The following is a 24034-nucleotide window of genomic DNA, read 5'->3' on the forward strand; positions in this document are numbered from 1 at the left end:
GTTTCACGCAGACAGTGAACGGCTTAGCTGGGCGGTAACACAAGCATAACGTGGCCGCAATATTAGCATAACAGGGCCAGTCTAGCTTTGTGAAACCTTTTTACGAAGCTCGTATGCGGCGTTCTTTCCTCTTATTGTTTTTCCTGACGATCAGCCACTTGCTCTTGGCGCAACAGGGCACGCTGACCGGAAAAGTAACCGATAAAAAAACCGGTGAAGGAGCCATTGGCGCCACGGTTTTGGTAACCGGCACCACCCAGGCCGCGCCGGTAGAGCTGGACGGTAGCTACACACTTAAACTGACGCCCGGCACCTACGGCATCACTATTCAATCGATTGGCTACAAGCCGCTCACGTTTACGGGCATCAGCATTCAGGCCGGCCAAGCTACTACGCTCAACGGGGCACTGGAAGAAAATGCCCAGGCCCTGAAAGAAGTAGTGGTGACCGGTCAGAAGCAGACCGGCACCGAGGTAGCCATGATTCAGGACTTGAAGAAGTCGGAAGTAGTGGTGAGCGGGATGAGCAACGACCAGATTGTGAAAACCCTGGACCGTGACGCAGCCGAGGTGGTAAAGCGCATTCCGGGCGTAACGGTGCAGAGCAACAACTTCATTGTAATTCGGGGCTTGGCCGAGCGCTACAACACGGTACTGCTGAACGACGCCCTCACGCCCTCGGCCGAGGTAGATACCCGCTCCTTCTCCTTTGATATTCTGCCCAGCTCGGTGATTGACCGGGTACTGATCTTCAAATCCGGCTCGCCGGAACTGCCGGGCGAATTTGGCGGCGGCGTGGTGAAAGTGTACACCAAAAACTCGGTGCTGGAAAACTCCACCAGCCTCACCGTGTCGGGCTGGGCCCGCTCTACCAACACCTTCCAGGGCGGCTTTCTGCAGTCTAACCACAGCAGCACCGACTGGCTGGGCTTTGATGATGGCCAGCGTAGCCTGCCTAACGTGCTCAGCGGCCTGAACGGCACGGCGGCCACTACTACCTCCTCAGACCAGATTTCCTCGGCCCGCAGCCAGCTGCGCAACGAGTTTGTACCGAGCCGCGTGACTTCGCGCCCCGATGCCCGCTTCTCGCTGGGTTTGAACCGCAAGTTTGAAATCGGGAAGGTGTACCTGAGCAACGTAACGTCGATTTCCTACTCGAGCACGCAGGAGCAAACTACCTGGCAGCGCCAGCGCTTCACGGCCTACAACCCCAACATGCCCGACCAGCTGCCGGGCAAGGCCTACGATTACACGGATACCCGCAGCCTGTCGGCCGTGCGCCTGGGTATCATCCATAACTACCAGGCCCGTATCAACGACCGGAATACGGTGGAGCTGCGCAACTTCTTCAACCAGTATGGTACCGATGAAGTGGTGAACCGCCGGGGCAACAACTTCGACGAAGGCGAGCACAACGACTACGCCCTGCACTACCAGAGCCGCAGCATTTACTCGGGGCAGCTGGGCGGCAACCACGACCTGGGGGCCACCCGCAACATGACGCTGACCTGGGCGGCCGGCTATAACTACGTAAACCGCAACGAGCCCGACTACCGCCAGAACCAGCAGATCCGGCCCTACGACGCTAAGCGCCCCGGCGATGCGAACCCCGAGCCCTACCAGGTGGTGATTAACATTGTACCCACTACCAGCGCCCGGTTCTATTCCAAGCTGAACGAGAATACGTACATGGCCAGTGGCCAGCTGGAGCGCCGCTTTGCCGGCCGCGACACCACCAGCGCCAACCAATACAAGGTGCGGGCCGGTTTCTACGCCGAGGAAAAGGAACGTAAGTACGACAGCCGCTACTTCAACTACTTCTACGGTAACTACCGCTTCTTCGACCAGAGCATTGGGCAGCAGCCGCTGGAAACCATCTTCAGCCCCCAGAACCTGGACCCCAAAACCGGCCTAGTACTGCGCGAAGGCACCCTGCCCCAGGACCGCTACACCGGTAAAAACCGCCTGGTAGCCGGCTTTGTGAGCGGCGTACTGCCCCTGACCGAGCAATTGAACGTGACCGGCGGGGTGCGCGTGGAGTACAACCACAAGCAACTGCTGCCCGGCGACGGCGCCGCCGATAACTACTCGGAGAAGCGTACGTTCGTGCTGCCTTCGCTGAATGCCACCTACAACCTCTCGGAGCGCCACTTGCTGCGCGGCGGGGTGAGCAAATCGGTGAACCGGCCGGAGTTCCGCGAAATTGCCGGGTACACTTACTACGATTTCACCAACAACTTTTTCATCGTAGGTAGCAACAACCTGCGCACGGCATCCATCTACAACGCCGACCTGCGCTACGAGTTCTACCCTACCCGCTCCGAGATGCTGTCGGTGGGTGTGTTTGGCAAGCGCTTTAAGGATGCCGTGGAGCAGACGACCCGCTCGGCCACCGGCGACCTGACCATGACCTACCAGAACGCTACCCGCGCCTACGACCTGGGCGTGGAAGTGGAGGCCCGCAAGTCGCTGATGAACATGACCGAGAACCGGTTCCTGCAGCACCTGTCGTTTGTGATGAATGCCTCGCTCATTAAGAGCCGCGTGCAGCTGGATACTACCCTCGAGAACAACCGCAACTTTGCCCTCACCAACCGCCCGCTGCAAGGCCAGTCGCCGTACGTGGTGAACTTGGGCGTGTTTTACCAGGATGATGAGCGTCACTGGCAGGTATCGGCGCAGTACAACGTAATTGGCCCGCGCATCGCCTTCGTGGGCGACAAGGACCGCAACCCCTCGGTAATTGAGCTGCCCCGCAACGTAATTGACCTGGCCGTAACCAAGGGCATTGGCAAGCACCTGGAGCTGCGTGCCGGCATTCAGAACCTGCTGAACCAGGAGGTACGCCAGTACTACGACTTCGACCGGAACGGCCGCATTAATGGCATGGAAAACGGCGCGGCCTTTGCCCGCTACAAGCGGGGCACTTACTCTACGCTGGGCCTCACCTACCGCCTGTAACCAACTCTTGCTTTACCGCTTACCCGCAGCCCGGCCCACTAGCCGGGCTGCATTGTTTTTGGCACCTGCCGGGCCGTTGGGGGGGTAACACATTCTTAACGCTGGGTACTCGGAATGGTAACCCGCAACCGGCAATAATGCGGGGTGGGCGGCTGCACCTTTGTGGCGTCATTCTTCCTCCTACTACGCATCGTTTCCATCCCATGAAAAAGCTTGTACTCCCGGTTCTGACGGCACTACTGGTGGCCGGTTCCTCGCTTGCCACGCAGGCCCAGACGTCGTGCCCGGCTACGGCCTCCAACGTGGTATCGGTAGGCCTCGGCAAGCCCGACAAGTCCGGCTTTGAAATCACCCAGAACACCACCTGGACGCGCAACAACATCTACCTGCTCAACGGGGCCGTGTACGTGAACGACGGCGTGACGCTGACGATTGAGCCAGGCACCATCATTAAAGGTGACCTGACCAACCAGGGCGCGCTGATTATCCGGCAGGGTGGTAAGATTAACGCCACTGGCACGGCTACGCAGCCCATCGTGTTTACCTCCAACCAGCCGGCAGGCCAGCGTAACCCCGGCGACTGGGGCGGGCTGATTATCTGCGGACGCGCTCCGGTGAACATTCCCGGCAACCCCTCGGTAGAGGGCGGCGTGGTGGCTACCTTCGGCGGTACCAACTCGGCCGATAACTCCGGCGTGCTGCAGTACGTGCGCATCGAGTTTGGGGGCATTGCCTTCCTGCCCAACAACGAAATCAACGGCCTCACGCTGGCCGGCGTAGGCTCCGGCACCACCATCGACCACGTGCAGGTTACGGCCTCCGGCGACGACTCCTTTGAGTGGTTTGGCGGCTCGGTGAATGCCAAGTACCTGATTTCGCTGGGCGCTACCGACGACGACTTCGACACCGACAACGGCTTCTCGGGCCGAGTGCAATACGGCCTGGCCATCCGCGACCCGCGCCGCGGTGACACGGCTACCGGTGGGGTATCCAACGGCTTCGAGAGTGACAACGACGCCAACGGCTCTACCAACCTGCCCCAGACCTCGGCCGTGTTTACGAACATCACCGTTTTCCTGCCCACCTCGCCCACGCCCGCCTCGCCATTCAACAACGCCGATGGAGCGCTGATTCGGCGCAACTCCGCAGAGAGCATCTTCAACTCCGTGTTTGCGGGCCGGCCTTACGGGCTGAACCTGAACAGCAACTCGACCAACCTCACCACGGCCAATGCCGCTAGCGGCTCGCTGGCTTTCCAGAACAACGTGCTGGCGGGCTACGCCACCCCCGGCCGGGCTGGCCGCGTAACCAGCAACAGCGGCACCACTGCCGGCTTCAGCATCAACACGTTCCTGGCCAGCAACAACGACACGACCCGCACGGTAGCCCAGCTGGGCCTGAACGGCGACAACTTCGCTTTCGAAGGCAACTGCACCACCAGCAAGGCTTGCATCCCGAGCCTGCAGCTGCCCGCTGCTTCGCTCCTGAACTCGGGCGCGGCTTTCACCAGCACCAAGCTCACCGGCAACGGTAACGGTGGCCCCAACAGCACTTTTGATGTGGTAACCTACCGCGGTGCTTTTGGTAGCACCAACTGGGCTGAGGGCTGGGCCAACTTCAACCCCCAGATTACCTGCTACAACACGCCCGGCCAGGTGCTGGCGGTGAAGGCGGCTTCGGACCAGGTGCAGCAGCTGACGGTGTCGCCGAACCCCACGGCCGGCGAGGCCATGCTGAACTTTGAACTGAAGCGCAGCGGTACTGCCTCGGTGCGCGTGCTGGATGTAACCGGCCGCGTAGTAGCCACCGTGCTGACGAACGGCAAACTGGCCGCCGGTACTCAGCAGATTGCTCTGCCCGCCACGCTCCAAGCCGGTGTGTACACGGCCCAGGTAACCACTGCGGAAACTCGCCAATTGGTGCGCTTCATTGTAACGAAGTAGTCAGCCGCAAAGCGACGAAAGAAAGAGGAAGCCCGGACGCTGTTCCGGGCTTCCTCTTTTTATTTCAGTACCGACCGATTGTTGTGTTTCGGCTACGCCTCTGTACGGCGGCCTGTTGCCGCACTGCTGTGGTTGCCGAGCCTCAGCCAGCGCGCCGGGCCTGCCACAGCTGCACTGCCAGCAGCAACCCCACGCAGCCGGTCCCAACGTATAGCACGCCGGCCTCCGGGAGCCACTGTGCCAGCAGCTTATGCAGCGCCCAAATACCTACTCCAAACCCGGCCAGCTGCCCGGTCCAGGCCCGTAGCGGCAACAGCTGGTACCATGGTTGGCCCAGCAGGCGTGCCGTGTGCCCCAGATAGTAACCAGCCTGCAGCCAGGTGCTGATAACAAAGGCCAGGGCTACCCCGCGCAACCCCAGCCAATGGTACAGCGGGTACATGAGTACCAGTGCCACCAGCAAATCCAGCACGGCCCCGGTGGTAATAATGCGCCCCTGTCCCTTGTGCTGCAGCAAAGCCGTGAAGTTGTACGCTCGCAACGGGATAACCAGGGACGAAAGCAGGAACAGCGGCACGGCGGCATCGTAGCGGTGGGTAAATACTACCCCAAACAGCTCCCCCCGAAACAGCACCAACAGGAAAAACAACGGAAACACCAGCCTCCCCAGCAGCCGGGCCGTAGCTTTTAGCAGCTCTACCCGCTGCGAGTCCGACACTTCCGGTTCGTGGAAATGCAGCAACAACGCGCTACCCGCCGCCCCCAACAGTATCGGTAGAAAGGGCACATCAATGGTGCCATTAAAATAAAATGCGAACAGCGTGGCCGGCAATAGAAAGCTTATTGCCAGCTTATCTACCCACCGGAACAGAATCTGCACTACTTCGTTCAGGGCCGTATGCACCCACAGGTTTTGCCGGCCGGCCGGCAGTTCGGCCGGTGACTGGCTGTGCTGAAATTGTCGTTGCGCCAGCCGAGCCAGGGCCAGCAGCCGCAGCCCATTGCCCAGCAATAGCAGATTCATCAACTGCTCACTGCCAAGCAAATTGGCTACTAGCAGCACATGGCTCAGGGCAAACAAGCCAGCGTAGGCAATGCTGACCAGCGCCGCCGAACGGAACTGCCGGCCCAGCAGAACATAGGCTTCCAGCACTGCCACGGGTACATTCAGCAGCAGAAACGCCCCGCTCTGCCAGCCCGCAAACACGGAGCCTGTGGCGTACTGAGCCAGCACCAGCCCGCCGGCACATAGGCCCGCCCACCCCGCCAGTGCGGCCCAGTGCTTAGGACGCAGCTGGCGGCCCAGGGCCGCCACGGTGGCCGCCGGGTACGTGAGCACCAGCGTAGGCAACCCCAGGCAGGCCACCACGTGCAGCACCTGCCACTGCACCCAGAAACTCTGGTAGCGGCCGTACCAGGCTGCCGGTGTGTGCCGGGCCAGCCACACCAACGCCGCCACGCTGGCCAGCGTGGGAAAAAACCGGATGAGGAACAGGTAGGCGCTAGTGCCCAGCAGCGTGCTGCGCGTAGGTGCTCCGGGCTTGGGCATCACAGGCGGCGGGGTCAAGGTGACGGATGAGGCGGGCGGGGTTGCCGGCCACTACGCAGTAGCCCGCCGGGAAGCTGCGCGTTACCACGGCCCCGGCTCCCACCACGGTAAAGTCGCCGAGCTGCACGCCGGGCAGCACCACGGCCCCCATCCCCAGCCAGCAGAACCGGCCGATGCGCAGCGGCTCGGCGGCTACCCGCTCGGCGTTGGCCACGGCGTCGTGGTTGGCTGAAATCAGGCCCACCTGCGGACCCAGGTTGGTAAAGTCGCCCACGTACACGCCGTTGTCGGCGTTGATGTACACACCGGGCGAGTCGCCGGGAAAAGTGCCGCGGCCCACCGTGAGGCGCTCGGGGCTGTGAATGGTGCTGGTGTGGTGCACGGCCCACGGCACGCCCGCGTTCTGGCGCAGCGCCCGCCGGAACAGCACGTCCAGCGCGTAGAAATGCATCGGCATTTCGGGCCGCAGGCGCAGCACCTGGTACACCCACTTTTTCAGCCCGTGCTGCATGGATTAGCTGATTGGAACCTTGCGCAGAATGGCCTCAATCATGTCCTGTGTCCGCACGCCGTCGGCCTCGGCCTCGTAGTTTAGCAGGATGCGGTGGTTGAGCACGTCGGTGGCCACTTCTTTGATGTCTTCGGGCAGCACATAATCCCGCTCATCCAGGTAGGCTACAGCTTTGGCGGCGCGGTGCAGGGCAATGCTGGCCCGGGGACTCACCCCAAACTGCACGTACTGCTGATAATCGGCCAAGTCGTAGTCAGCAGGGCGACGGGTGGCAAATACCAGCTCAATGATGTATTTCTCCAGCGTTTCGGAAATCTGCACTTGGTTGATCTGCTGCCGGATACCGAAGATATCCTCCTTGGTGAGCACCGGACTTACCTCGCCCACGTAGCTCATATTGGCCATGCGGCGCATCACCTCCAGCTCGTCGGCTTTCTTGAGGTAATCCACATACACTTTCATCATGAAGCGGTCTACCTGAGCCTCGGGCAGCGGGTAGGTGCCCTCCTGCTCCACCGGGTTTTGGGTGGCCAGCACCAGAAACGGCAAATCCAGCGAGTAGGTGGTTTCGCCAATGGTTACCTGCTTTTCCTGCATGGCTTCCAGCAGGGCACTCTGCACCTTGGCCGGGGAGCGGTTGATTTCGTCGGCCAGCACGAGGTTAGCGAAAATCGGCCCTTTCTTCACCTCAAACACCGACTGCCCCTGGTTGTAAATCATGGTGCCCACCAAATCGGAAGGCAGCAAATCGGGGGTGAACTGCACGCGCTGGAAGTGCAGGTGCAGCACCCGTGACAGCGTGCTGATAGTAAGGGTTTTGGCCAAGCCCGGCACGCCTTCCAGCAGAATATGGCCGCCCGTAAACAGGCCTATCAGCAGCCGGTTCAGCATGTACTGCTGGCCCACTACCACCTTACCTACTTCGGCAAACACCTGTTTGATTTTCTGCGGATAATCGGTAGCCGAGCCAGACTGGGGAGGCATCATACAACTGCGAAACGAATGGAAAGCGCTTAAAGGTAGAAAAACGGCGCCATTACCCGGCGGCGTTTCTGCGCTTTCAGAATCAACTGGTACGCTGAGGCTGACCCCACTAAAGCCCTGTTTGCAAACGGTTCTGGAGCTTCGCGAAGACTACCTACTTCCTACATATAGCCAGATACTTGTTCACACAACGTGTCCGCAGAACAGCTCAGCTTGTATTTTTTTATTAAAAATTCATGTTTAAGTATGATATAATCTATAACAAAGTTTCTATCTTCCCTGACTGAAGCTGTTGACATTTTGTGCTGCCAGCCTGATAGGCTACGCTGCTTTTTGCTGCCGGACTTTCCTCTCCCCTATTGCTTTCGTGTGTCGCGCCTTTGGCTTTGTGGCCAATGAATGGGCGCGGCCGGGTTTGTTGTTCCATCCAATTTTCTGTTCTATGAAAACGCTTACTATCCTTGTAATGCTGGTATTAGCTGGCTTCGAAAGCCTAGCGCAAGTCAGTTGGCAGCAGCTTACTCAACTGCAAAGCTCCGGCGGCAACGTACAGTCCCGGGGCGTGGCCCTCGATGGCTATGGTGGCAGCGTGGTTACGGGCTCCTTCCGGGGCACTATCTGCTTTGATAAGCTCACGCTTACCAGTCGGGGCTCCGAGGATTTGTTTGTGGTGCGCTATGGCGCCCAGGGCCGCGCAGTGTGGGCCGCGCAGTTTGGCCAGAACTCGAGCGCACCCTCGTACTACCAGGCCAGCGCCAGCGGCAAAGCCATAGCCATGGATGCGGCCGGCAACGTGTATGTACTGGGCAATTTCACGGGCAGCATTTCCTACTCCGGCGGTACGCTGCAAAACTATAGTGACGGCTTCCAGACCGGTCTCATCACGAAGATCAACAGCCGGGGCCAGGTGCAATGGGCGCAACGCTTCGGAATCCGGCAGTTTAGCTGCTATGCTTACGCCATTGCTACCGATGCCACGGGCACCAGCTACATTACGGGGCAGTCGGACTACGGCAACATTGAGTTTGGCAACAAAATCCACAGCCCCGGCAGCCGACGGGTGATGTACGTGGCCGCTTACCGCACTACCGGCGAGGTAGCCTGGGCCAAGGTTTCCGGCAACTATTCCACCTTCGGGGCCAGCGGCAGCGACGTTGCGCTGGATGGACGCGGCAACTGCTACGTGGGCGGTTTTTTCAACAACGACATGACGTTGGACGGCGCGGCTCTCACTACCATTGGCACCGATTCTTACCTGGCCAGACTTTCGACAACTACCGGGGCTTTACAGTGGCTGAAGCAGGGCGGGGGCACCGGTACTCCCTCGGCCAACAATAATGTGCGCATTGCCACGCTGGCCACCGACCGTCTGGGTAACGTGTACGTGGCCGGCGAATTTTCCGGCGTCACGTCGCTGGGGGGCCATCCATTACTGGGCAATGATGCCGGGCAGACCGATCTTTTTGTTGCCCGCTACACTCAGGCCGGCGTAGTGCAGTGGGCCCGAAGCACCGGCACTCCTGCTCCGGAGTACAGCACCCAGCTTGTTACCGATGCCGACGGTTTTAGTACCCTCGTAGGCCAGCGCCTGAACCAAAACTTCGAGCCCAAGCTGCTGCTCCACAGCTTTCAGCCTAACGGGGTTCTGTACACGTCTGATGTGGTTGGTACCACCGGCAGCTGCCGAGGCTACGACCTTGCCCAAAGCACCAGCGGCCAGCTCTACCTGGCCGGCACCCTTGCTGGCACGGCCTCGTTCGGCCCTACCACCCTGCAAACCGCCGACCGTACCGATGGCTTTGTCGCCCGGCTCACCATTCGGCAGCCTACGCTTGGTACCCGCCCCACGCTTGAGGTGTTTCCGAACCCGGCCCGGGGCCGTATTGTGGCCAGGCTCGTTTGGGGTGACGCGGGCATGCGGTTGGGCGGCAAGGCAACCCTCACCAATGCGCTTGGCCTTCAGGTAGCAGTCCAGACCATTTCAGCCAGCCCGGCGGCTCATCTACAGGCTACGTTTGATTGTACTTCCCTGCCCAATGGCCTGTACGTGCTGCAACTCACCACTTCCGACGGTGCCTCCTACAGCCAGGGAGTAGAAGTGCGCTGACACGGCAGGAACCGCGCAGGCCGGTTTACTTCAGCAGGCTTGGGGTATAGTCAAGGGGCAGCGACTCGCCTACCCGCTCGTAGCCCCAGTAGCCATCAACCCGAATACTCAGCGGGTTGAGCAGGTAGCCGTTGGGCTGAATTTCGGCCACCGGCCCCAAAAAGCGGATTTCCGATACCTGCTGCACCGGATCTGTTGTACCCCGGATAATGGCGTTGGTGTTAGAGCCCATGTACTTGCGCTTTTGCATTTCCTGCTGAGCAAACTGCCGCTGCATCCGCGTTTCTGCCACAAAAGTATCTTCGGGCTTCTCGGCCACATAGGTTACCTGGAGCGAGTGTTTGTACTGCAGCTGCACGTGCGTGGTATCAGGCACTAGCCGGCGAATATCGGCGGCCGCCAGCTCCTGCTGGTATATCCGCGAGGTAAGCCCGTTCAACGTCTGCACAGCGGCCAGCGAATCACCTGCCTGCTGCACATGCAGCTGGGTTTGCGGGTTATCAGGCTCCGTTATCAGAGGGCGAACCACAAACCCTTCGCTCTGCACCTGATTGGTACGTACGCTCCGCAGAAAATGCGCCAGGGAGCCCAGATAGGCTTGCCGCCGCTGCTCCAGCCAGTGCTGTTGCTGTTGGGGGTTGGCTGGGGTGAGCTCCTCAAATACCGGCCAGCCCAACAGCGTGACTGTCCCCATCCGGTAATTCACTTTAAAATCGAGCCGGTGGTAGGTGATGCGGTAGCCCAGTACGGGGTTTAGCACTTTAAGCGTTTTAGGGGCCACGGCCGTCAGCTCGCGGGCTGCTGGGTCGTAGGCTACATATACTTCCTGGGGATTTTCAATTCGGCACTTCAACGACAGCGCACTGTTGCCCAAAAACAGGCGTGTGAACTTCTGATAGTCGGCGGGCTTGTTTTTGGGGCGCACCACCACCTCGCCCAGCTGGGCGGCGGCGGGCTGCAGCGCTATCGGCATGGTTACCGACTGCTGCACCGTGATAGTCTTCTTGTACAACTGATACCCCAGATAAGAAACTACCATTTCGTACTGGCCCGGAGCAACCCCGCCGAGCCGGTACTGACCAATAGAGTCAGCAGTGGTACCGTAGGTAGTATTGGCCAGGAACACGCCCGCGAAAGGCAAGGGCTCCTTGGTGCGGGCATCCGTCACCTGCCCTTGGATAGTTGCCTGCGCCTCAGCACGTAACATCGGGGCCCAGCACAGGCCTAAGCACAACAGCAAGGAATAAATTCGAATAGCCATGAGGGAAGTAGGAATAGATGTAAGGCGCGGAGTAATAGTAGCATATTTTCAGTTTATTATTAAACTGCTTCGGGCAACTTTGCCTGCTCGGCTTTCTCATCTACTTCCTATCCATTCTTACGCATGCTATTCCATTTGCCCCGGGCCGTATATGGCCTTCTGCTTGTCGGTCTGATTGGGCTTTGTGCCTTTCAAAAAGGGCCTGCCGATGACTCTGTGGCCCGCCGTATTGTTCGCAGCCTGCTGCATTTCTACGCCGAAACACTACCCGAAAAAGCCTATCTGCACCTAGACCGGCCGTATTACGCACCCGGCCAAACCATCTGGCTGAAGGCATATGTGGTGGAGGCCGATTCGCACCGGCCCGATACGCTAAGCCACGTGTTGTACGTGGAGCTGTTCTCACCCCGCCAAAAGCTGGTTGCGCGCCGCACCCTACGCCTCGAGAAAGGCATGGCTCCCGCTGATATTACGCTACCCGATACGCTGCCGGGCGGTACGTATCAGCTGCGCGCTTACACCAACTGGATGCGCAATGCCGGCCCAGACTTTTTGTTTACCCGGCCGCTTACGCTGGTCAGTTCCACTGCTTCCCAAACCTCAGCCGCCCGTACTCGCCCTGATGTACAGTTCTTTCCGGAAAGCGGCACGCTGCTAGCCGGCGTTGCGGGTACGGTTGGCTTCAAAGCCGTTGGGCCCGATGGCCGGGGCGTAGATGTACAGGGGCAGATTGTAGATGACCAGAACCAACCGGTTGGGCGCTTTGCCAGCACGTACCGGGGTATGGGGTCTTTTGCGTTTACCCCCGTGGCGGGCCGCCAGTACCAGGCAATAATACAAACGTCCCAGGGAGCCAGCGTGCGGTATGCATTGCCAGCGGCTACGGCTACAGGCTACAACATGCACCTGAGCGAAAACCCGGAAGAGTTGGTCGTTACGCTAACCCGCCGGGCATCACCTACCGAAGCGACCGACCAACCCGTGATTCTGCTGGCGCACGTGCGGGAGCAAGTACCTTACGCGGCCCAGATACAGGTTACCGGCACTGCTCCGGTGGTGGCACGGCTGCCCAAGGCTAAATTTCAGGCCGGATTAACCCACCTCACCCTGTTCGATGCGCAGGGCACTGCCCTCTGCGAACGGCTGGCATTCATTCCGCCCCGCGAGCAAGCCCGACTGACCCTCAGCCTCGATAAAGCCAATTATGGCCCGCGGGAAGCAGTGCGCGCCACCTTGCGGGCTACCAATGAAACCGGACAGCCCGTAGCCGGGGATTTTTCGGTGGCTGTTACGCTGGCCGATGCTTCCCCGGCGGTAGCCGGCTGGGTAGGCACTATCACTTCGCATCTGCTGCTGACCTCCGATTTGGCGGGGCCGGTTGAAACTCCCGGTTACTACCTGCAACAACCCCAAACCCCAGCCATCCAGCAAGCCCTCAATAATTTGTTGATGACCCAGGGCTGGCGGCGCTTTGTCTGGAAGCAACTGATGACTGGTCCCACGCCTCCTCCGGCCTATGCGCTGGAAACTGGCCTGACGGTAGCCGGGCAGCTTCTGAATTCAACAGGTCAGCCACTAGCGCAACAGCAAGTATCCTACCTGCAAACCAGCCCATCCCGCGAAGGGCAAGTCACTACCGATGCCAACGGCCGGTTCCTGTTCCGGGGGCTCGATGGTGCCGATACGGCCCTGGTAATGCTGCGGGCCCAGCTGCCCAAAGCCGAGCGAGGTGGGTATCTGCAGCTTCAGCCTTCACCATCTTTCACTACTCCCTGGCCTGCCGACTTGGTTGCCTCTGGCAATATGCTACAGTACGCCAAGCAGCAGGCCAGCTCAACCCCGGTCTGGACCACCTCTGGCACGGTTGCGTTGGGTAATGTGGTAATCAAAGGGCAATCTGGTCCCACCACCAAGCCAACCGACGGGGTGGCGCGCACCTATAATAGTCCGGCCGCTATTTATCTACCTGTAGGACATTTGGCGGCTACTGCCGGTTCCCAAACAGTGGTGCAATACCTCCGCGGGCGAGTAGCCGGCGTGTTGGTGAACGGAGAATCCGTCAACATTCGGGGCGCCATAACATTGCATAACGACAAAACCGGCGGCCCCTCCCTCATTCCGCCTCTATATATGCTCGACGGCAATATTATCTCGGGGGCGCAGTTTGCCACTGTACCGCTAGCCGAAATTGAAACCATCGACATTCTCAAACAGAACGCCGCTAATATGTTTGGGACCCAGGCTTATGGCGGCGTGATTATACTTCATTCTCGTAACCGCAGCATCGATACCCCTAAACAAGAGCAACGCCTCTCGGGAAACACGCCGGTTATTACCACTTCTTTACCGAGCTACTACCAAGCCCGCGAGTTCTACATGCCTCGCTATACTGCCACTAGCTCAACCCAGCCAGACCCGCGCCACGTGACCCTCTTTTGGGCTCCAACCATCCGTACTCAGCCCGATGGCACAGCTCAATTCACTTTCTACACTTCGGATGCAAAGGGTTCCTTCACAGTTTCTGCCGAAGGCTTAGCGGCGGCCCACATCCCCCTGTATGGTACCACCTCACTGCGGGTTCAGGAAAAGAACTAGAGCAGACACAAACAGGCTCGGGGCCAACAACCATATTTTTGAATGATTGTTGGCCCCGAGCCTGTTTGTGTCTGTACCAGAGACGGTGACAGAACCTACAATCCGGAAGACTCGGTAAGCTTTTATCTATCAGCTACTTGCGCGATTCGCAGCGGCTGTTCGTTTTCAACGGGGGGCGTTAGAGGGGGCGTCTTCCATCATATACCGTTTTACTTCGGTCCGGTCGTGGCCCAGCAGCTCGATAACTTCCCACAGTCGCTCGGTCGTTACGTCCGGGGCGCTAGGGATGAAGCTGGTGACACAACCCCGCACCCGCCACAGCTGCTGAATGTCGCGGCCCTCGATGGAATAAGGCTTGCGGTGCGGATTATCGGAGTACAGCACCACTTCCATTTCAGGCGAGGTAATCTGCTGGCGGATGCGCTTGAGCATCACACTCTCGCTGGTCACCACCACGTACACCTCCCCGGGCTCCAACAGGCGCCGGTCATCCACGAAGGAGCACACCACCACGTCGCGGTGGTTGAAGATGGGTATCATGCTGTCCCCCGCTACCTCGAAGGCGCGGTACGAGCCGTGTTCAAAGCCTGGTATCTTATAGTGGCGCAGGTCGCGCAGGTACACGGCCTCGTTGTGCTGCAGCGAGTAGCCGGCCTGGGCCTGCACGGGCACTAGGGCCGTGGTTTCCTCACCGTCTTTGTCCACCGTTACCGTCAGCACCTGTAGGCTGCTGTTGGGCCCCGGCTGGCTCACGCGCACCGTAGCCGAACCGCTGCCAACCTCCATCGGCCCGCGGCCCAGCATCAGCCAGTCGGCCGACACGTCCGGGAACGTGGCTAGAATGTCGTACAGCGTCTCGTAGGAAGGCTTTACCTCGCCCGTCAAGGCCTTGTATAGCTTGCTGGATTTGCCGTACCCCAGCTTCATGCTGGCTTCGTAGGTCGTCAGCTTATGATGCTCAAAGAGTTGCTTAATCCGGGCGCCTACCTCGGCGTCTAGGCCTTTCGCCTGCTCTTTTTCAGCTTGTGAACCAACCTGTTGCATTATTAGGCGCTTATTAGTTTTCTTTTGTGCGAAAAGCGTAGTAATATGTACGCTGTTTTGCGGCAGGTGCAAAACAAATATACACTCTTTTCGCACAATAGCATGAAACAGTTGCGTAATAAAGTAGAAAAGTCTAGCCTGTACGAATTGGTGAAGCAGTTCGGCGGCCGAACCACCATCGTGCAGAACACGCTGGACAAGCTCAGCCAGCAGGGCCACACCTACTCCCGCAGCACCATTCACAGCGTCATCCGGCGCGGCCACGGCACGCCGGCCATCATCAACGCGCTGCTGGAAACCATCGAGCAGGAGAAGGCCGCGCAGCGCCTTATCCAGGAACGCATTGCCCAACTCACCAAGCAGTAGCCCATGCAAACCGTCGTCCTCATTCCCGAACCGGAGTGGCGGCAGATTCTGGGCCGCCTCGAAAAGCTGGAAACCGCCGAGCAGGCGCGCCAAACGCCCCCACCTCCGCCCGACGAAGTATTGCCCACCGAGCAGGCTGCCGCCTACCTGGGCCTCTGCCCCGAAGCCCTGCGCCGGGCCCGCCGGGTCGGCCGCATCCAGGGCGTGCGCCTCAACGAGAAAGATTGGGGCTTCCGCCGCTCCGTGCTCGATGCCTACCCACGCCGCTACCACCGCACCGCCCAAGCGGCTTAAGCTGGGGATGATTGCCTCCAGTACTTCGCATTGACTGGTTTGTTCTAACTGGTATGGTTTCACCTTTCATGTCCATACCATGCAAGCCGTTATTCTCATCTCTGAAGCCGAATGGCACGGTCTACTAAATGAAGTGGCCCGCCTCCGAAGAGAAGTCGAAAAACTCAGCGGCCCTCCCACGCCGCCTGACCGCTTGATGAAAGTGCGCGAGGCAGCTACTCACCTGCACATAACGCCGGAGGGGTTACGGAAGGCTCGCCGTAAAGGCCGCGTGAAAGGCGTGCGCATCAACGAAAAGAAATGGGGCTTTTACCTCTCTGAGCTTAACCGCTACCTCACGCGCTACAATCGTCCGCTTGGCGGGCCCTTACCTGATTAACGGTTCTACATGACTACTCAACTCGCCCCCATAGTTGGGCCCGACGCGCCCACCACGCCTTCCATCATTCGCATTCAGAAGGCCAAAATCAAAAACCAGCAGCTTACCTGCGAATTCACGGAGCAGCGCACTGACGACGCCCCGGCCCGCACCTTCACCCTCACTGCTCAAGAGTTGGTACACCCGGATTTGCTCCACCGCTTTGCCCAGTTGGTGCCGCATCTGTGCCTACTCACCGAGCAGCTAACCGAAACGCCTACCTACTGGCCCGAAGACGATGCACAGCCGCTGCCCGCCCACTTTGAGCAGTTTACCGTTACCGGCCTGAGTATCGGGCAAGGCGGCGTTACGCTCGTCGGACAGCGTCGGCTCACCGGCGGCAAGGTGCTCAACCTCAACAGCCCTTACGTGGCTTACGACGACGAAACTAACCACGCCTACGGTTACGCCGGCCTGCTCGAAACAGCCGTTCTCCAGGCGCTAGCAGAGGTTGAAGCCGCCTTGCGGGGCAAATGCACCGAGTACCGCCAGCTGGAATTGTTCGACCAGCCCACCGAGCCGCTGCAGCTGGGCGAAGGCGCATAGTGCCGCCCCGCCATGAACTATGTCCGCCACACCCGCGCCGCCCATGAGCAGCTAAGCCAACAGCCCGCCGCCACGCCCCACCACATCAGCCTGTATTGGGCTTTGTTTTACCAGTGGAACGCCGAGCGGTTTCCCGCCGCCCTCGACCTGGACCACCAGGCCACGATGCAGGCGGCTCGCATTGGCAACAGAAGCACCTACACCGAAAAGCTGTACGACCTCGAGGCCTGGGGCCTGCTCACCTACCAGCCGAGCAATTCCAAACACCAGCCTAGCCGCTGCTTCCTCACTGTTCTACCGAGTGCAGAAGTGCCACAGGTAGATGAGCCTATCGGGTCCACTTCTGGGCCAAGTGAAACCGCGCCACCTGTGGCAGAAGTGTACCCGGTACCTGACCCTACCGTTACCACTTCTGCCACAGGTGAACAGGGGTTACCAGGTGCAGAAGTGCAACAACACTCCTTATTAGGTAAAACTTCTGGTAGGTATAAACCTCTACCACTAAACGGCAGAGGCAGCAAGGAACAACAAGACGAGCAGTCTTTGGCGGACGACAGGCTTTCAAAAGAAACGGCTGGGGGTTCAGTACCAGCTCCAGATGATTGCGCAGCCGAGGCCCCCAAGAAAAAAGTTGCGCCAAAAAAGAAGGCGGTAAAGCAGGCAGCTATGCGCGAAGCAGCGGGCCAAGCGGCAGCCAACTCAACCAGGCCGAGACGCCAGCAGCGCTCGGAAGTTTCATTCGCTGATTCGGAATTAGCCAGCTACGAAGCCTTTGCCGCCGCCTTTGAGGGCACCGACTACGCCCTAGCTGATCTGCGCTACTACCACGCCCGCATCAGCGCCTGGCGCCAGAAAGGAGAACCACCCCGCCGCCGCGACTGGCGCGCCACCGCCATTCAATTCTTCCTCAACGATGCTCACGATAACCGCCTCAAACTGGCCCCCGGCGTCCACGCCCACCAGCCCGGCAGTGCCAGCCCCACCGACGCCAGAACACTCTTTGCTCGCACTGGCTACCGCTCCAAGTACGATTCGTGAGCTGGCCGCCACCCCCAACCCGGAGGCCCGCGCCCTGCTGGCCGAGCTGTCCGTGGGCCTCACGCCCCAGGCGGCCGCCCAGGCCCCCAAGCTGTTCCAGCTGCGCCGCCGCTTCCAGCTGCAGTATGGCCCCGCCGGCGACACCGTGGTGGTTAAGCTGCTGGTCATCATCCTGCGGGCGTTCCTGGATTCGCTGCGGGTGCCCGACAAGCCCGACGCGGCCGACATTCTGGAGCTGGCCGACACGCTGGCCCACACCTACACCCACGACAGCCTCAAGGACGTCATCCTGGCCCTGAAGGAAGCCCGCACCCGCGGCAGCAAGTTCTACCAGTCCCTCGACCCGGCCCGCATCTACGCCCTGCTGGCCGAATACTTTGACCGTAAGGCCCACCGCCTTGAACAGCAGCACCTCGACAGGAAGGCCCAGCAGGCCAGCAACCAACAGCAGGAGCTGGCCCAGCTGCAGCAGGCCGCCCCGCAACTCGTGGCCGGCCTCAGCCGCCAAATTCCCGACGACCACCCCAATGCTGAGCATCTGCGCCAGCGGCTAACCATCATCAGCCAAAAGGAAAAACGCGGCCTGCTCTCCAGTACCGAAGCCGAGCAGCTGCGCCAGCAGACTCACGCCGCCACCCACCGCAACCAGCGCCCCGATTGGCAGCCCGGCGAGGCCGCTCAACGAGCCATTACCCGTCGCCACGAGGTTAGTACGCTCCGCTTCGCACAGCGGCACGGTATTGCCCCCAAGCACCTGTAGTTTTTTTGTTGGCTTAGTCGACCCACCTGTACAATAAAAGAGCCCTGTACATTACGTACAGGGCTCTTTGTGCATTTACCCTCCGTAGACCAAATAGGGCTTATCGGTTCAGCTATGCCATAGGCCAGCTCATATCTGCTAACAGCTAGTTAGCAGCTACCGGTGCCGACAGTACTGCAACATTACTCGCTACGGCACCTGCCAGCGAAGCCTGCTTCTTCAGGTCTTTCAGGCTCTGTAGACTGTTACCCGTGTAGTAACCCTTCAGCAGGTTTAACACGCGCTGATGGTTCTGCTTAAGTGTCTGAATGCTCCAGTGTTGATAGGTCATAAACACGTAATTCGTGTTGGCCCGCCCTTCGATGTAGGTGCTGTATTTGTGCCGCTTATCTGGGAACGACGAGTTGCTGAGCGACGCATTTTTCTTCATATCGATCAGCACGATGTTGCCCAGCCGATGCAGCCACTCTTGGTGCTCCTGTTCGTCCACAGCCCAGGCCGGCACGCGCAGCTTCTGGGGCATGATGTGCTCCACCGAAGCAAACGATTTGTTGAACTGCAGCTTGTTGTGCAGGCTGCCCGTGAGCAAGTCTAGCTTCAGCAGCAGGTAGCGCGTCTTGTTGATGCGAGTACCCGCGAAGCTGCCCCATTTCTCCATATCCAAGCTGTCGAAGAACTTCTCGATATCGATGAATGTGTTGGCCTTTTCGTCTTCGTAGTCGTAGCGCAACACGTTATCCTGCAGGAAGGCAGCGGATGCCTCTTGCTGATTGCTATACTTATCCCGCAGTTCCTCCATTTTGCGCAGCATGATAAAGATGCGCGTCTGCAGACTACGGGTATCTGTCAACCAGGCCACCGAGAACAGGTTATCTACTTTGATCAGGAACTCCAGAATGTTTGCCTCCCCGAAACACTCCCGATAATGCATCAGCAGCACGATGTACTGATTGCCGAAGGTGGAAGCCAGGATGTAGTTCAGGTTCTCGTACAGACAGCCCGCTTCCGAAGCCTGGTAGTTTGCATTGAACACCGCCTCTAAGTGTTGCACGTACTTGTCGATGAACTCAAATGTTGGTACGCCCCGACTTAGTAGCTTCCGCTCGTAGATGAAGTTGAAGGCTTTGCTAATGCTCTGGTTGGAGTCGGAGCGGTACTTCATCAAGATGTACACCATGGCCCACAAGAACTCGTCAAACGATTTGTAGGGCGACTCAATAGTGTCTTGGTATTCATCCCACTTACTCGCGTACTTCTTGCGGCTGTCTTCGTGCGTAATCACCCGCAGATTTTGAGCCCGCAAGATGTCGCTCGACTGCAGCTGCACGCCCCGGCTGTTCAGCACCGTGAACAGGTTATAGGCATCATCCAGGTTGTCGGAGGTCGACAGGTACAGCACCAGCACACGGTTGCTTAGGTAGCCGTAGAACTCAAACAGGAATTTCTGATAGCCTTCTTCCGAATCAAAGTCGCGCCGCTTGCTGCTCCACCATTCGTGCATGGTCAGCAACGCCGTAGCCATGCTGCGCACTGACGTACTCGTGGTTTTGGCTTCGATCAGAGCCACTAACTGCGGATGCTGCAAGGTGCCGCCTTCTGCTAGCACGTACTGCTGCAGGAAATCATCGTCGTGCCGAATACTGAACTTTAAACGGTTACGCTCGGGGGTACCCTCCAGGTCGTCGCGCTCCTGCTGCAAGCGCTTGGCCACAGTGTCCTTCAGTTTGGCATTGCTCGACACATCCCGAATCACCCCTTGGAGCAGGTACAATGTGATAAAACGCTGCTGCCCGTCTAGAATGTCGTTATAAGGGTAAACAACCTCTCCGCTCCGGTCTTCCTTAGCATTCCAGATCATGCAACCCAGAAAGTACTCCCGGTTCCTATCCTGCTCATAAGCCGTGGCAATGTCATCAAACATCGTCGTGACTTGCTCCGGCCCCCACACATACGGGCGCTGATACTCTGGTATGTTGTAAAACTGATCGGATTGAAAAATAGACTTGATGTATTTCTTGCCGGTGTCCAAGGTGGATTCAGCCATGGGAAAGGATGAGCAGAATGGTGAAGGAAATATTAGAGCACGCAAATAGTCTCACAAAGACAGCTAGTGGCTATTTGGCCAATTTGAGCATCACAAATAAACGTGTTATTACTGCCCGCGCAACTCCGACCGCAAAGTCCACCGCCTCGAGCAGCAGCACCTCGACCAGAAAGCCCAACAAGCCAGCAACCAGCAGCACACCGTAGCGCAACTGCAGCAGGCCTCCCCGCAACTCGTGGCCGGCCTCAGCCGCCAGATTCCCGACGACCACCCCAATGCCGAGCATCTGCGCCAGCGGCTAACCATCATCAGCCAAAAAGAAAAACGGGGCCTACATTTCCCCACCGAAGCCGAGCAGCTGCGCCAGCAGACTCACGCCGCCACTCACCGCAGCCCGCGCCCCGACTGGCAGCCTGACGAAGCCGCCCTGCGCGCCATCAACCGCCGCCACGAGGCCGCGACGCGTCGCTTCGCCCAGCGTTACAGTATACGCTCAGAACATCTGTACCTATATTCTTTACAATACGCTACTACCCTTACCAACACATCAATATCTTCGTCACCGCTGCTCAACCTCTTCCTACGTTATTTTTTCTGATGCCTACTATCCTGTTCTGCAATATCGGCTGGATGCTACATTACCGCGGCTTGACCGCCACTGATCCAATTACGGGCGGCGGCAGTTATATCCACGAACATCAAACGGGCGGCGAGGTCCACAACTTCCTACCGTTTGGCGGCCAGTGTTACGGATATGTCCAAACAGTAAAGGCCAGCGACATTCGAATTGAACGCCTGGGCGCAGCAGCTGACGCCGCGCAGCTATCGGGTGTCACTGTCGTATGGACGGCTCGGCATCCAAGCTCCGGTGGCACCTGTGTAATTGGGTGGTACCTGAATGCGACTGTTCAACGGCACTATTCCGAATTATTTTCCCCGCCTCGTCGCAGCAGTTGGGATTGGCAGGACCGTGAAGTTGGTTACTACATCACGGCGGCGGCAACTGATGTGTTTCTCCTGCCTCCAGATGCGCGTACGCTGGCAGTGCCCCGGGGCAAGGGCGGAATGGGTCAAAGCAATGTGTGGTACGCTGACACTGAAGACGCAGCCCCATTTATCCAGCAAGTGCACCGCTTCATTAAGGCTTATACCAGCACCGGCCGGCCACCGGCTGTGCGTCGATCAGGCTCCCCCCGTCAGCCCGATACACTCAAACGCATAGCAGTAGAACAGGCAGCTATAACCTGTGTATGGCAACACTACACGCAGTTAGGCTACAACCTAGCCTCCGTTGAAAAGGACAATGTTGGGTGGGATTTGGAAGCTACCGCCGACCGGCTTCATCTTCTACTGGAGGTCAAGGGCCTGTCCGAGTCTCAGCTGGAAGTCGAACTTACCCCGAACGAGTATTCAGCCTTCAACAACCCGGGGAAACGCCCCCGATATCGCCTTTGCGTGGTCACACAAGCCCTTACTCAGCCCAAATTGCACGTCTTCTCGTGCGACCTAGCCTCCAATCAGTGGCTGGACGAGCACCATCACGTTCTTACTATTCAACAGATTGTAGGTGCCCGTATGCACCTATAACCGCCCGGCATTGTTATCTTCAGCAGCCCATCGTGCACACCCGTATTTGTACGGTAACACCGTTCCAAGTAGTACATCATGCGGGTACTTCGTAGCTTGGCACGCACAGTAGCTTCATCTTTCTATTCACTTTATGCTGCACAGCGCTGCCTTTACTACCTGGATGCTCAACCAAGGCTATCCACCCAAAACGCCACGCGCCTATTTGCGTGATATTGAGCGCGTCGAACAACGCCTGAATATGACGATAGAGCCCATTACGGTTGCCAACACGAACCAAGTGCTGCACCGTCTTGGCAACGAAGCCCCGGCGCGTACTACCAAGCATATAGCCAACGACCGAGCAGCAGTAAACTGCTACCATGAATTTCGGGCCGGCGTAGCATTACCCGGTTTCCGGCGGCGTGGCCCACGCCCCCAAGCTACATAGCTTGCTCTGGCATCTTCGCAAGATGGTGCATAATCAACCACCCTGCCACCGCCGCTCTTGCACCAGTGTTTTAAGCGTGAAGGCCCGCAGTTCTTCGGGCACCTGCGCTTCCGGCTTCAGTCGGAAGGGGCGGCGCTCAGTTGCCTCGGGTTCAAAGTATACCTGCTGAAATTCCCGCTCATAAAAAGGCTGGGCGGCTGTCAGCATCCGGGGCGTAAATGCCGCCTCTTGGTCGCGGCCTGCTACCAGTACCGGCACATCCGACTCCTGCCGAAAACGCGCCACCCGCACTTCCGGCTGAAATTGTTGCGCCTCCAACAGCTCCCGTTCTGTTTCCCACTCCCGCCGCGGCTGATCCTCCCAGCCAGTGGCCATCCGCTGGCGTGCCCGCTCCCGCGCAATTTCTTGGCGCAGATGCGCCGTAGCCGCCGCATCCTTAGCCCACCAGGCTAGTGGAGGCGCTTTTACGGCCTGTAGCTCCTCACCATGCCCAGCCAGTGGGCCCAGTTTGATATTCACCCAGTACGCAAAGCGCTTTAGCTCGGTCCCCACAAAAGCTTTGCTGCGGTAAGCGGTATACGGTATCAGGTCCCGGCGCCGAATGGCGTAGGGACGGGCCGAGAAATCAATTCCGAACGATTGCTCATCCAGCTTATCAATCAGTCCTGAGCTCTGCACGTGGGCATGTAGCAAATGCTGCTGCCCGGTTTGCAGGTCGCCGGCCCGCACCAGAAACCGTTGCAGGCGGGGCGTGGCCCCGCTGAAGCGCCGTAGCTCCTGCGCATCATCCCCCAGCAGCAGCAGCGTCTGCCCTGGCAGCGCGAGTACGTTATACCCCACCAGTGGCAAAATCTGGTAGAGGTTATCCGTGTTGCCCGTCTGGTACGGGCGCTGCAGGGCCTTATAGGCCGCACGCAAATTGGGGTTGAACTGCTGACACTGGTTTCTGATATGCTCCAGGTATGCCCGATGGTGCCAGTAGAAAGCCGAATCCTGTGTGCAGACTGTCACGGTAGAGGCTTCATAGTTATGGCCGTGCAGCGCCCGCTCCGTAAAGTTGTGGCTCCCCACCCATACCTCCGCCTGGCCATTGGGCATATCCAGCACTAGCATTTTGGGGTGCAGGAGGTTGTGGTATAGCCGCAACTGCCCAGGCCGCTTCTCACTTTCCTCCTTCAGATACACATAGAAGTTGCTGGCCCCTTCCTCACTGAAGGCATACAGCGCATCTACTTCAGTGGTGTCCTTAATATCCACGCAGCAAAACGAGTCGTCCCACTTCAGCAGCTCCGTGAAATTACGGTGCAGGTGGTTGGGCCAGCGCGTCCAATAGCATACACTGGCCCGCACGGCCGTGGCTTGGCTCAGGCTGAAGTCTAGTCGGTCGATAATGGACCGGGCACTTTTGGTAGCAAAGCCAGTAGGCAAGAATTCGGGTAGCATATAGGGTCGTTTTGGCCAAAGCTACTACCTATAGGATTATGGTATATGTTTCTGGTTACACCTACTGTCGGGCAAAGGCTCTACTACTCCCCAAAAAGGTAACAACAGATTATTTTAAAAATAATTATAAAATAATACCACTGACAATCAGACG

Annotated in this window: 21 protein-coding genes; 13 read left to right on the forward strand and 8 right to left on the reverse strand. The window is 58.7% G+C overall.

The window, feature by feature from the left end; genetic code table 11:
* Nucleotides 1-113: 113 nt before the first annotated feature.
* The gene (locus tag LF252_RS14770; protein ID WP_226270342.1) at nt 114-2960 is read left to right on the forward strand and encodes a TonB-dependent receptor; all 2847 of its coding nucleotides are present in this window, start codon (nt 114-116) and stop codon (nt 2958-2960) included.
* A 203-nt stretch (nt 2961-3163) separates the two neighbouring features.
* The gene (locus LF252_RS14775) at nt 3164-4903 is read left to right on the forward strand and encodes a T9SS type A sorting domain-containing protein (protein ID WP_226270343.1); all 1740 of its coding nucleotides are present in this window, start codon (nt 3164-3166) and stop codon (nt 4901-4903) included.
* A gap of 142 nt (nt 4904-5045) precedes the next feature.
* Here LF252_RS14775 and LF252_RS14780 read toward each other — a convergent pair whose 3' ends face one another.
* Genes LF252_RS14780 through LF252_RS14790 form a run of 3 tightly spaced genes read right to left on the reverse strand, consistent with a single transcriptional unit; the run spans nt 5046 to nt 7950 of the window.
* A complete protein-coding gene (locus LF252_RS14780) occupies nt 5046-6455 on the reverse strand; it encodes a lipopolysaccharide biosynthesis protein (protein ID WP_449555723.1) in 1410 nt (469 codons plus the stop codon).
* The gene (locus LF252_RS14785) at nt 6406-6963 is read right to left on the reverse strand and encodes an acyltransferase (protein WP_226270344.1); all 558 of its coding nucleotides are present in this window, start codon (nt 6961-6963) and stop codon (nt 6406-6408) included. The genes LF252_RS14780 and LF252_RS14785 overlap by 50 nt, the downstream gene beginning before the upstream one ends.
* Nucleotides 6964-6966: 3 nt before the next feature.
* Nucleotides 6967-7950 (reverse strand): AAA family ATPase, encoded by a 984-nt coding sequence (locus LF252_RS14790; RefSeq protein ID WP_226270345.1) that lies wholly within the window; start codon nt 7948-7950, stop codon nt 6967-6969.
* Between the two features lie 439 nt (nt 7951-8389).
* On the opposite strand from LF252_RS14790, the gene LF252_RS14795 reads away from it, so the two are divergent.
* Nucleotides 8390-10054, forward strand: a complete 1665-nt coding sequence (locus LF252_RS14795; RefSeq protein ID WP_226270346.1) for a hypothetical protein — start codon at nt 8390-8392, stop codon at nt 10052-10054.
* Nucleotides 10055-10079: 25 nt separating this feature from the next.
* Here the strand turns inward: LF252_RS14795 and LF252_RS14800 are convergent, their stop codons facing one another.
* Complete coding sequence (locus tag LF252_RS14800; RefSeq protein WP_226270347.1) at nt 10080-11315, reverse strand: carboxypeptidase-like regulatory domain-containing protein; 1236 nt, start codon at nt 11313-11315, stop codon at nt 10080-10082.
* A gap of 216 nt (nt 11316-11531) precedes the next feature.
* Here LF252_RS14800 and LF252_RS23070 point away from each other — a divergent pair, with 216 nt between their 5' ends.
* Nucleotides 11532-13910 (forward strand): MG2 domain-containing protein, encoded by a 2379-nt coding sequence (locus tag LF252_RS23070; RefSeq protein ID WP_226270348.1) that lies wholly within the window; start codon nt 11532-11534, stop codon nt 13908-13910.
* 165 nt (nt 13911-14075) lie between these two features.
* Here the strand turns inward: LF252_RS23070 and LF252_RS14810 are convergent, their stop codons facing one another.
* Nucleotides 14076-14954, reverse strand: coding sequence for a S24 family peptidase (locus LF252_RS14810; protein WP_226270349.1), 879 nt, complete (start codon nt 14952-14954; stop codon nt 14076-14078).
* 102 nt (nt 14955-15056) lie between these two features.
* Here LF252_RS14810 and LF252_RS14815 point away from each other — a divergent pair, with 102 nt between their 5' ends.
* The 6 genes from LF252_RS14815 (at nt 15057) to LF252_RS14840 (ending at nt 18376) form a co-directional block, all read left to right on the forward strand.
* Nucleotides 15057-15320, forward strand: a complete 264-nt coding sequence (locus LF252_RS14815) for a hypothetical protein (RefSeq protein ID WP_226270350.1) — start codon at nt 15057-15059, stop codon at nt 15318-15320.
* 3 nt (nt 15321-15323) lie between these two features.
* Nucleotides 15324-15614 carry a MerR family transcriptional regulator gene (locus tag LF252_RS14820; protein ID WP_226270351.1) on the forward strand — a complete coding sequence of 97 codons (291 nt, stop codon included), beginning with the start codon at nt 15324-15326 and terminating at the stop codon, nt 15612-15614.
* Between the two features lie 79 nt (nt 15615-15693).
* Nucleotides 15694-15993 carry a helix-turn-helix domain-containing protein gene (locus tag LF252_RS14825; protein ID WP_226270352.1) on the forward strand — a complete coding sequence of 100 codons (300 nt, stop codon included), beginning with the start codon at nt 15694-15696 and terminating at the stop codon, nt 15991-15993.
* Nucleotides 15994-16002: 9 nt separating this feature from the next.
* On the forward strand, nt 16003-16578 hold the full coding sequence (locus LF252_RS14830; RefSeq protein ID WP_226270353.1) for a hypothetical protein: 576 nt from the start codon (nt 16003-16005) through the stop codon (nt 16576-16578).
* Between the two features lie 12 nt (nt 16579-16590).
* Nucleotides 16591-17616 (forward strand): hypothetical protein, encoded by a 1026-nt coding sequence (locus LF252_RS14835; RefSeq protein WP_226270354.1) that lies wholly within the window; start codon nt 16591-16593, stop codon nt 17614-17616.
* Nucleotides 17579-18376, forward strand: coding sequence for a hypothetical protein (locus LF252_RS14840; RefSeq protein WP_226270355.1), 798 nt, complete (start codon nt 17579-17581; stop codon nt 18374-18376). Before LF252_RS14835 ends, LF252_RS14840 begins: the two co-directional genes overlap by 38 nt.
* A gap of 145 nt (nt 18377-18521) precedes the next feature.
* Here LF252_RS14840 and LF252_RS14845 read toward each other — a convergent pair whose 3' ends face one another.
* A complete protein-coding gene (locus LF252_RS14845; protein ID WP_226270356.1) occupies nt 18522-20420 on the reverse strand; it encodes a DUF262 domain-containing protein in 1899 nt (632 codons plus the stop codon).
* A 70-nt stretch (nt 20421-20490) separates the two neighbouring features.
* The gene (locus tag LF252_RS22870; protein WP_262904950.1) at nt 20491-20619 is read right to left on the reverse strand and encodes a hypothetical protein; all 129 of its coding nucleotides are present in this window, start codon (nt 20617-20619) and stop codon (nt 20491-20493) included.
* 36 nt (nt 20620-20655) lie between these two features.
* Here LF252_RS22870 and LF252_RS14850 point away from each other — a divergent pair, with 36 nt between their 5' ends.
* From LF252_RS14850 to LF252_RS14860, 3 genes are all read left to right on the forward strand, one after another.
* On the forward strand, nt 20656-21018 hold the full coding sequence (locus LF252_RS14850; protein WP_226270357.1) for a hypothetical protein: 363 nt from the start codon (nt 20656-20658) through the stop codon (nt 21016-21018).
* Nucleotides 21018-22007 (forward strand): protein NO VEIN domain-containing protein, encoded by a 990-nt coding sequence (locus tag LF252_RS14855; RefSeq protein WP_226270358.1) that lies wholly within the window; start codon nt 21018-21020, stop codon nt 22005-22007. Before LF252_RS14850 ends, LF252_RS14855 begins: the two co-directional genes overlap by 1 nt.
* A gap of 133 nt (nt 22008-22140) precedes the next feature.
* Complete coding sequence (locus LF252_RS14860) at nt 22141-22437, forward strand: hypothetical protein (RefSeq protein WP_226270359.1); 297 nt, start codon at nt 22141-22143, stop codon at nt 22435-22437.
* A 33-nt stretch (nt 22438-22470) separates the two neighbouring features.
* Here the strand turns inward: LF252_RS14860 and LF252_RS14865 are convergent, their stop codons facing one another.
* Complete coding sequence (locus tag LF252_RS14865) at nt 22471-23880, reverse strand: phospholipase D-like domain-containing protein (protein ID WP_226270360.1); 1410 nt, start codon at nt 23878-23880, stop codon at nt 22471-22473.
* Nucleotides 23881-24034: the final 154 nt, after the last annotated feature.

This window comes from Hymenobacter pini (assembly GCF_020421205.1).
Lineage (GTDB): Bacteria > Bacteroidota > Bacteroidia > Cytophagales > Hymenobacteraceae > Hymenobacter > Hymenobacter pini.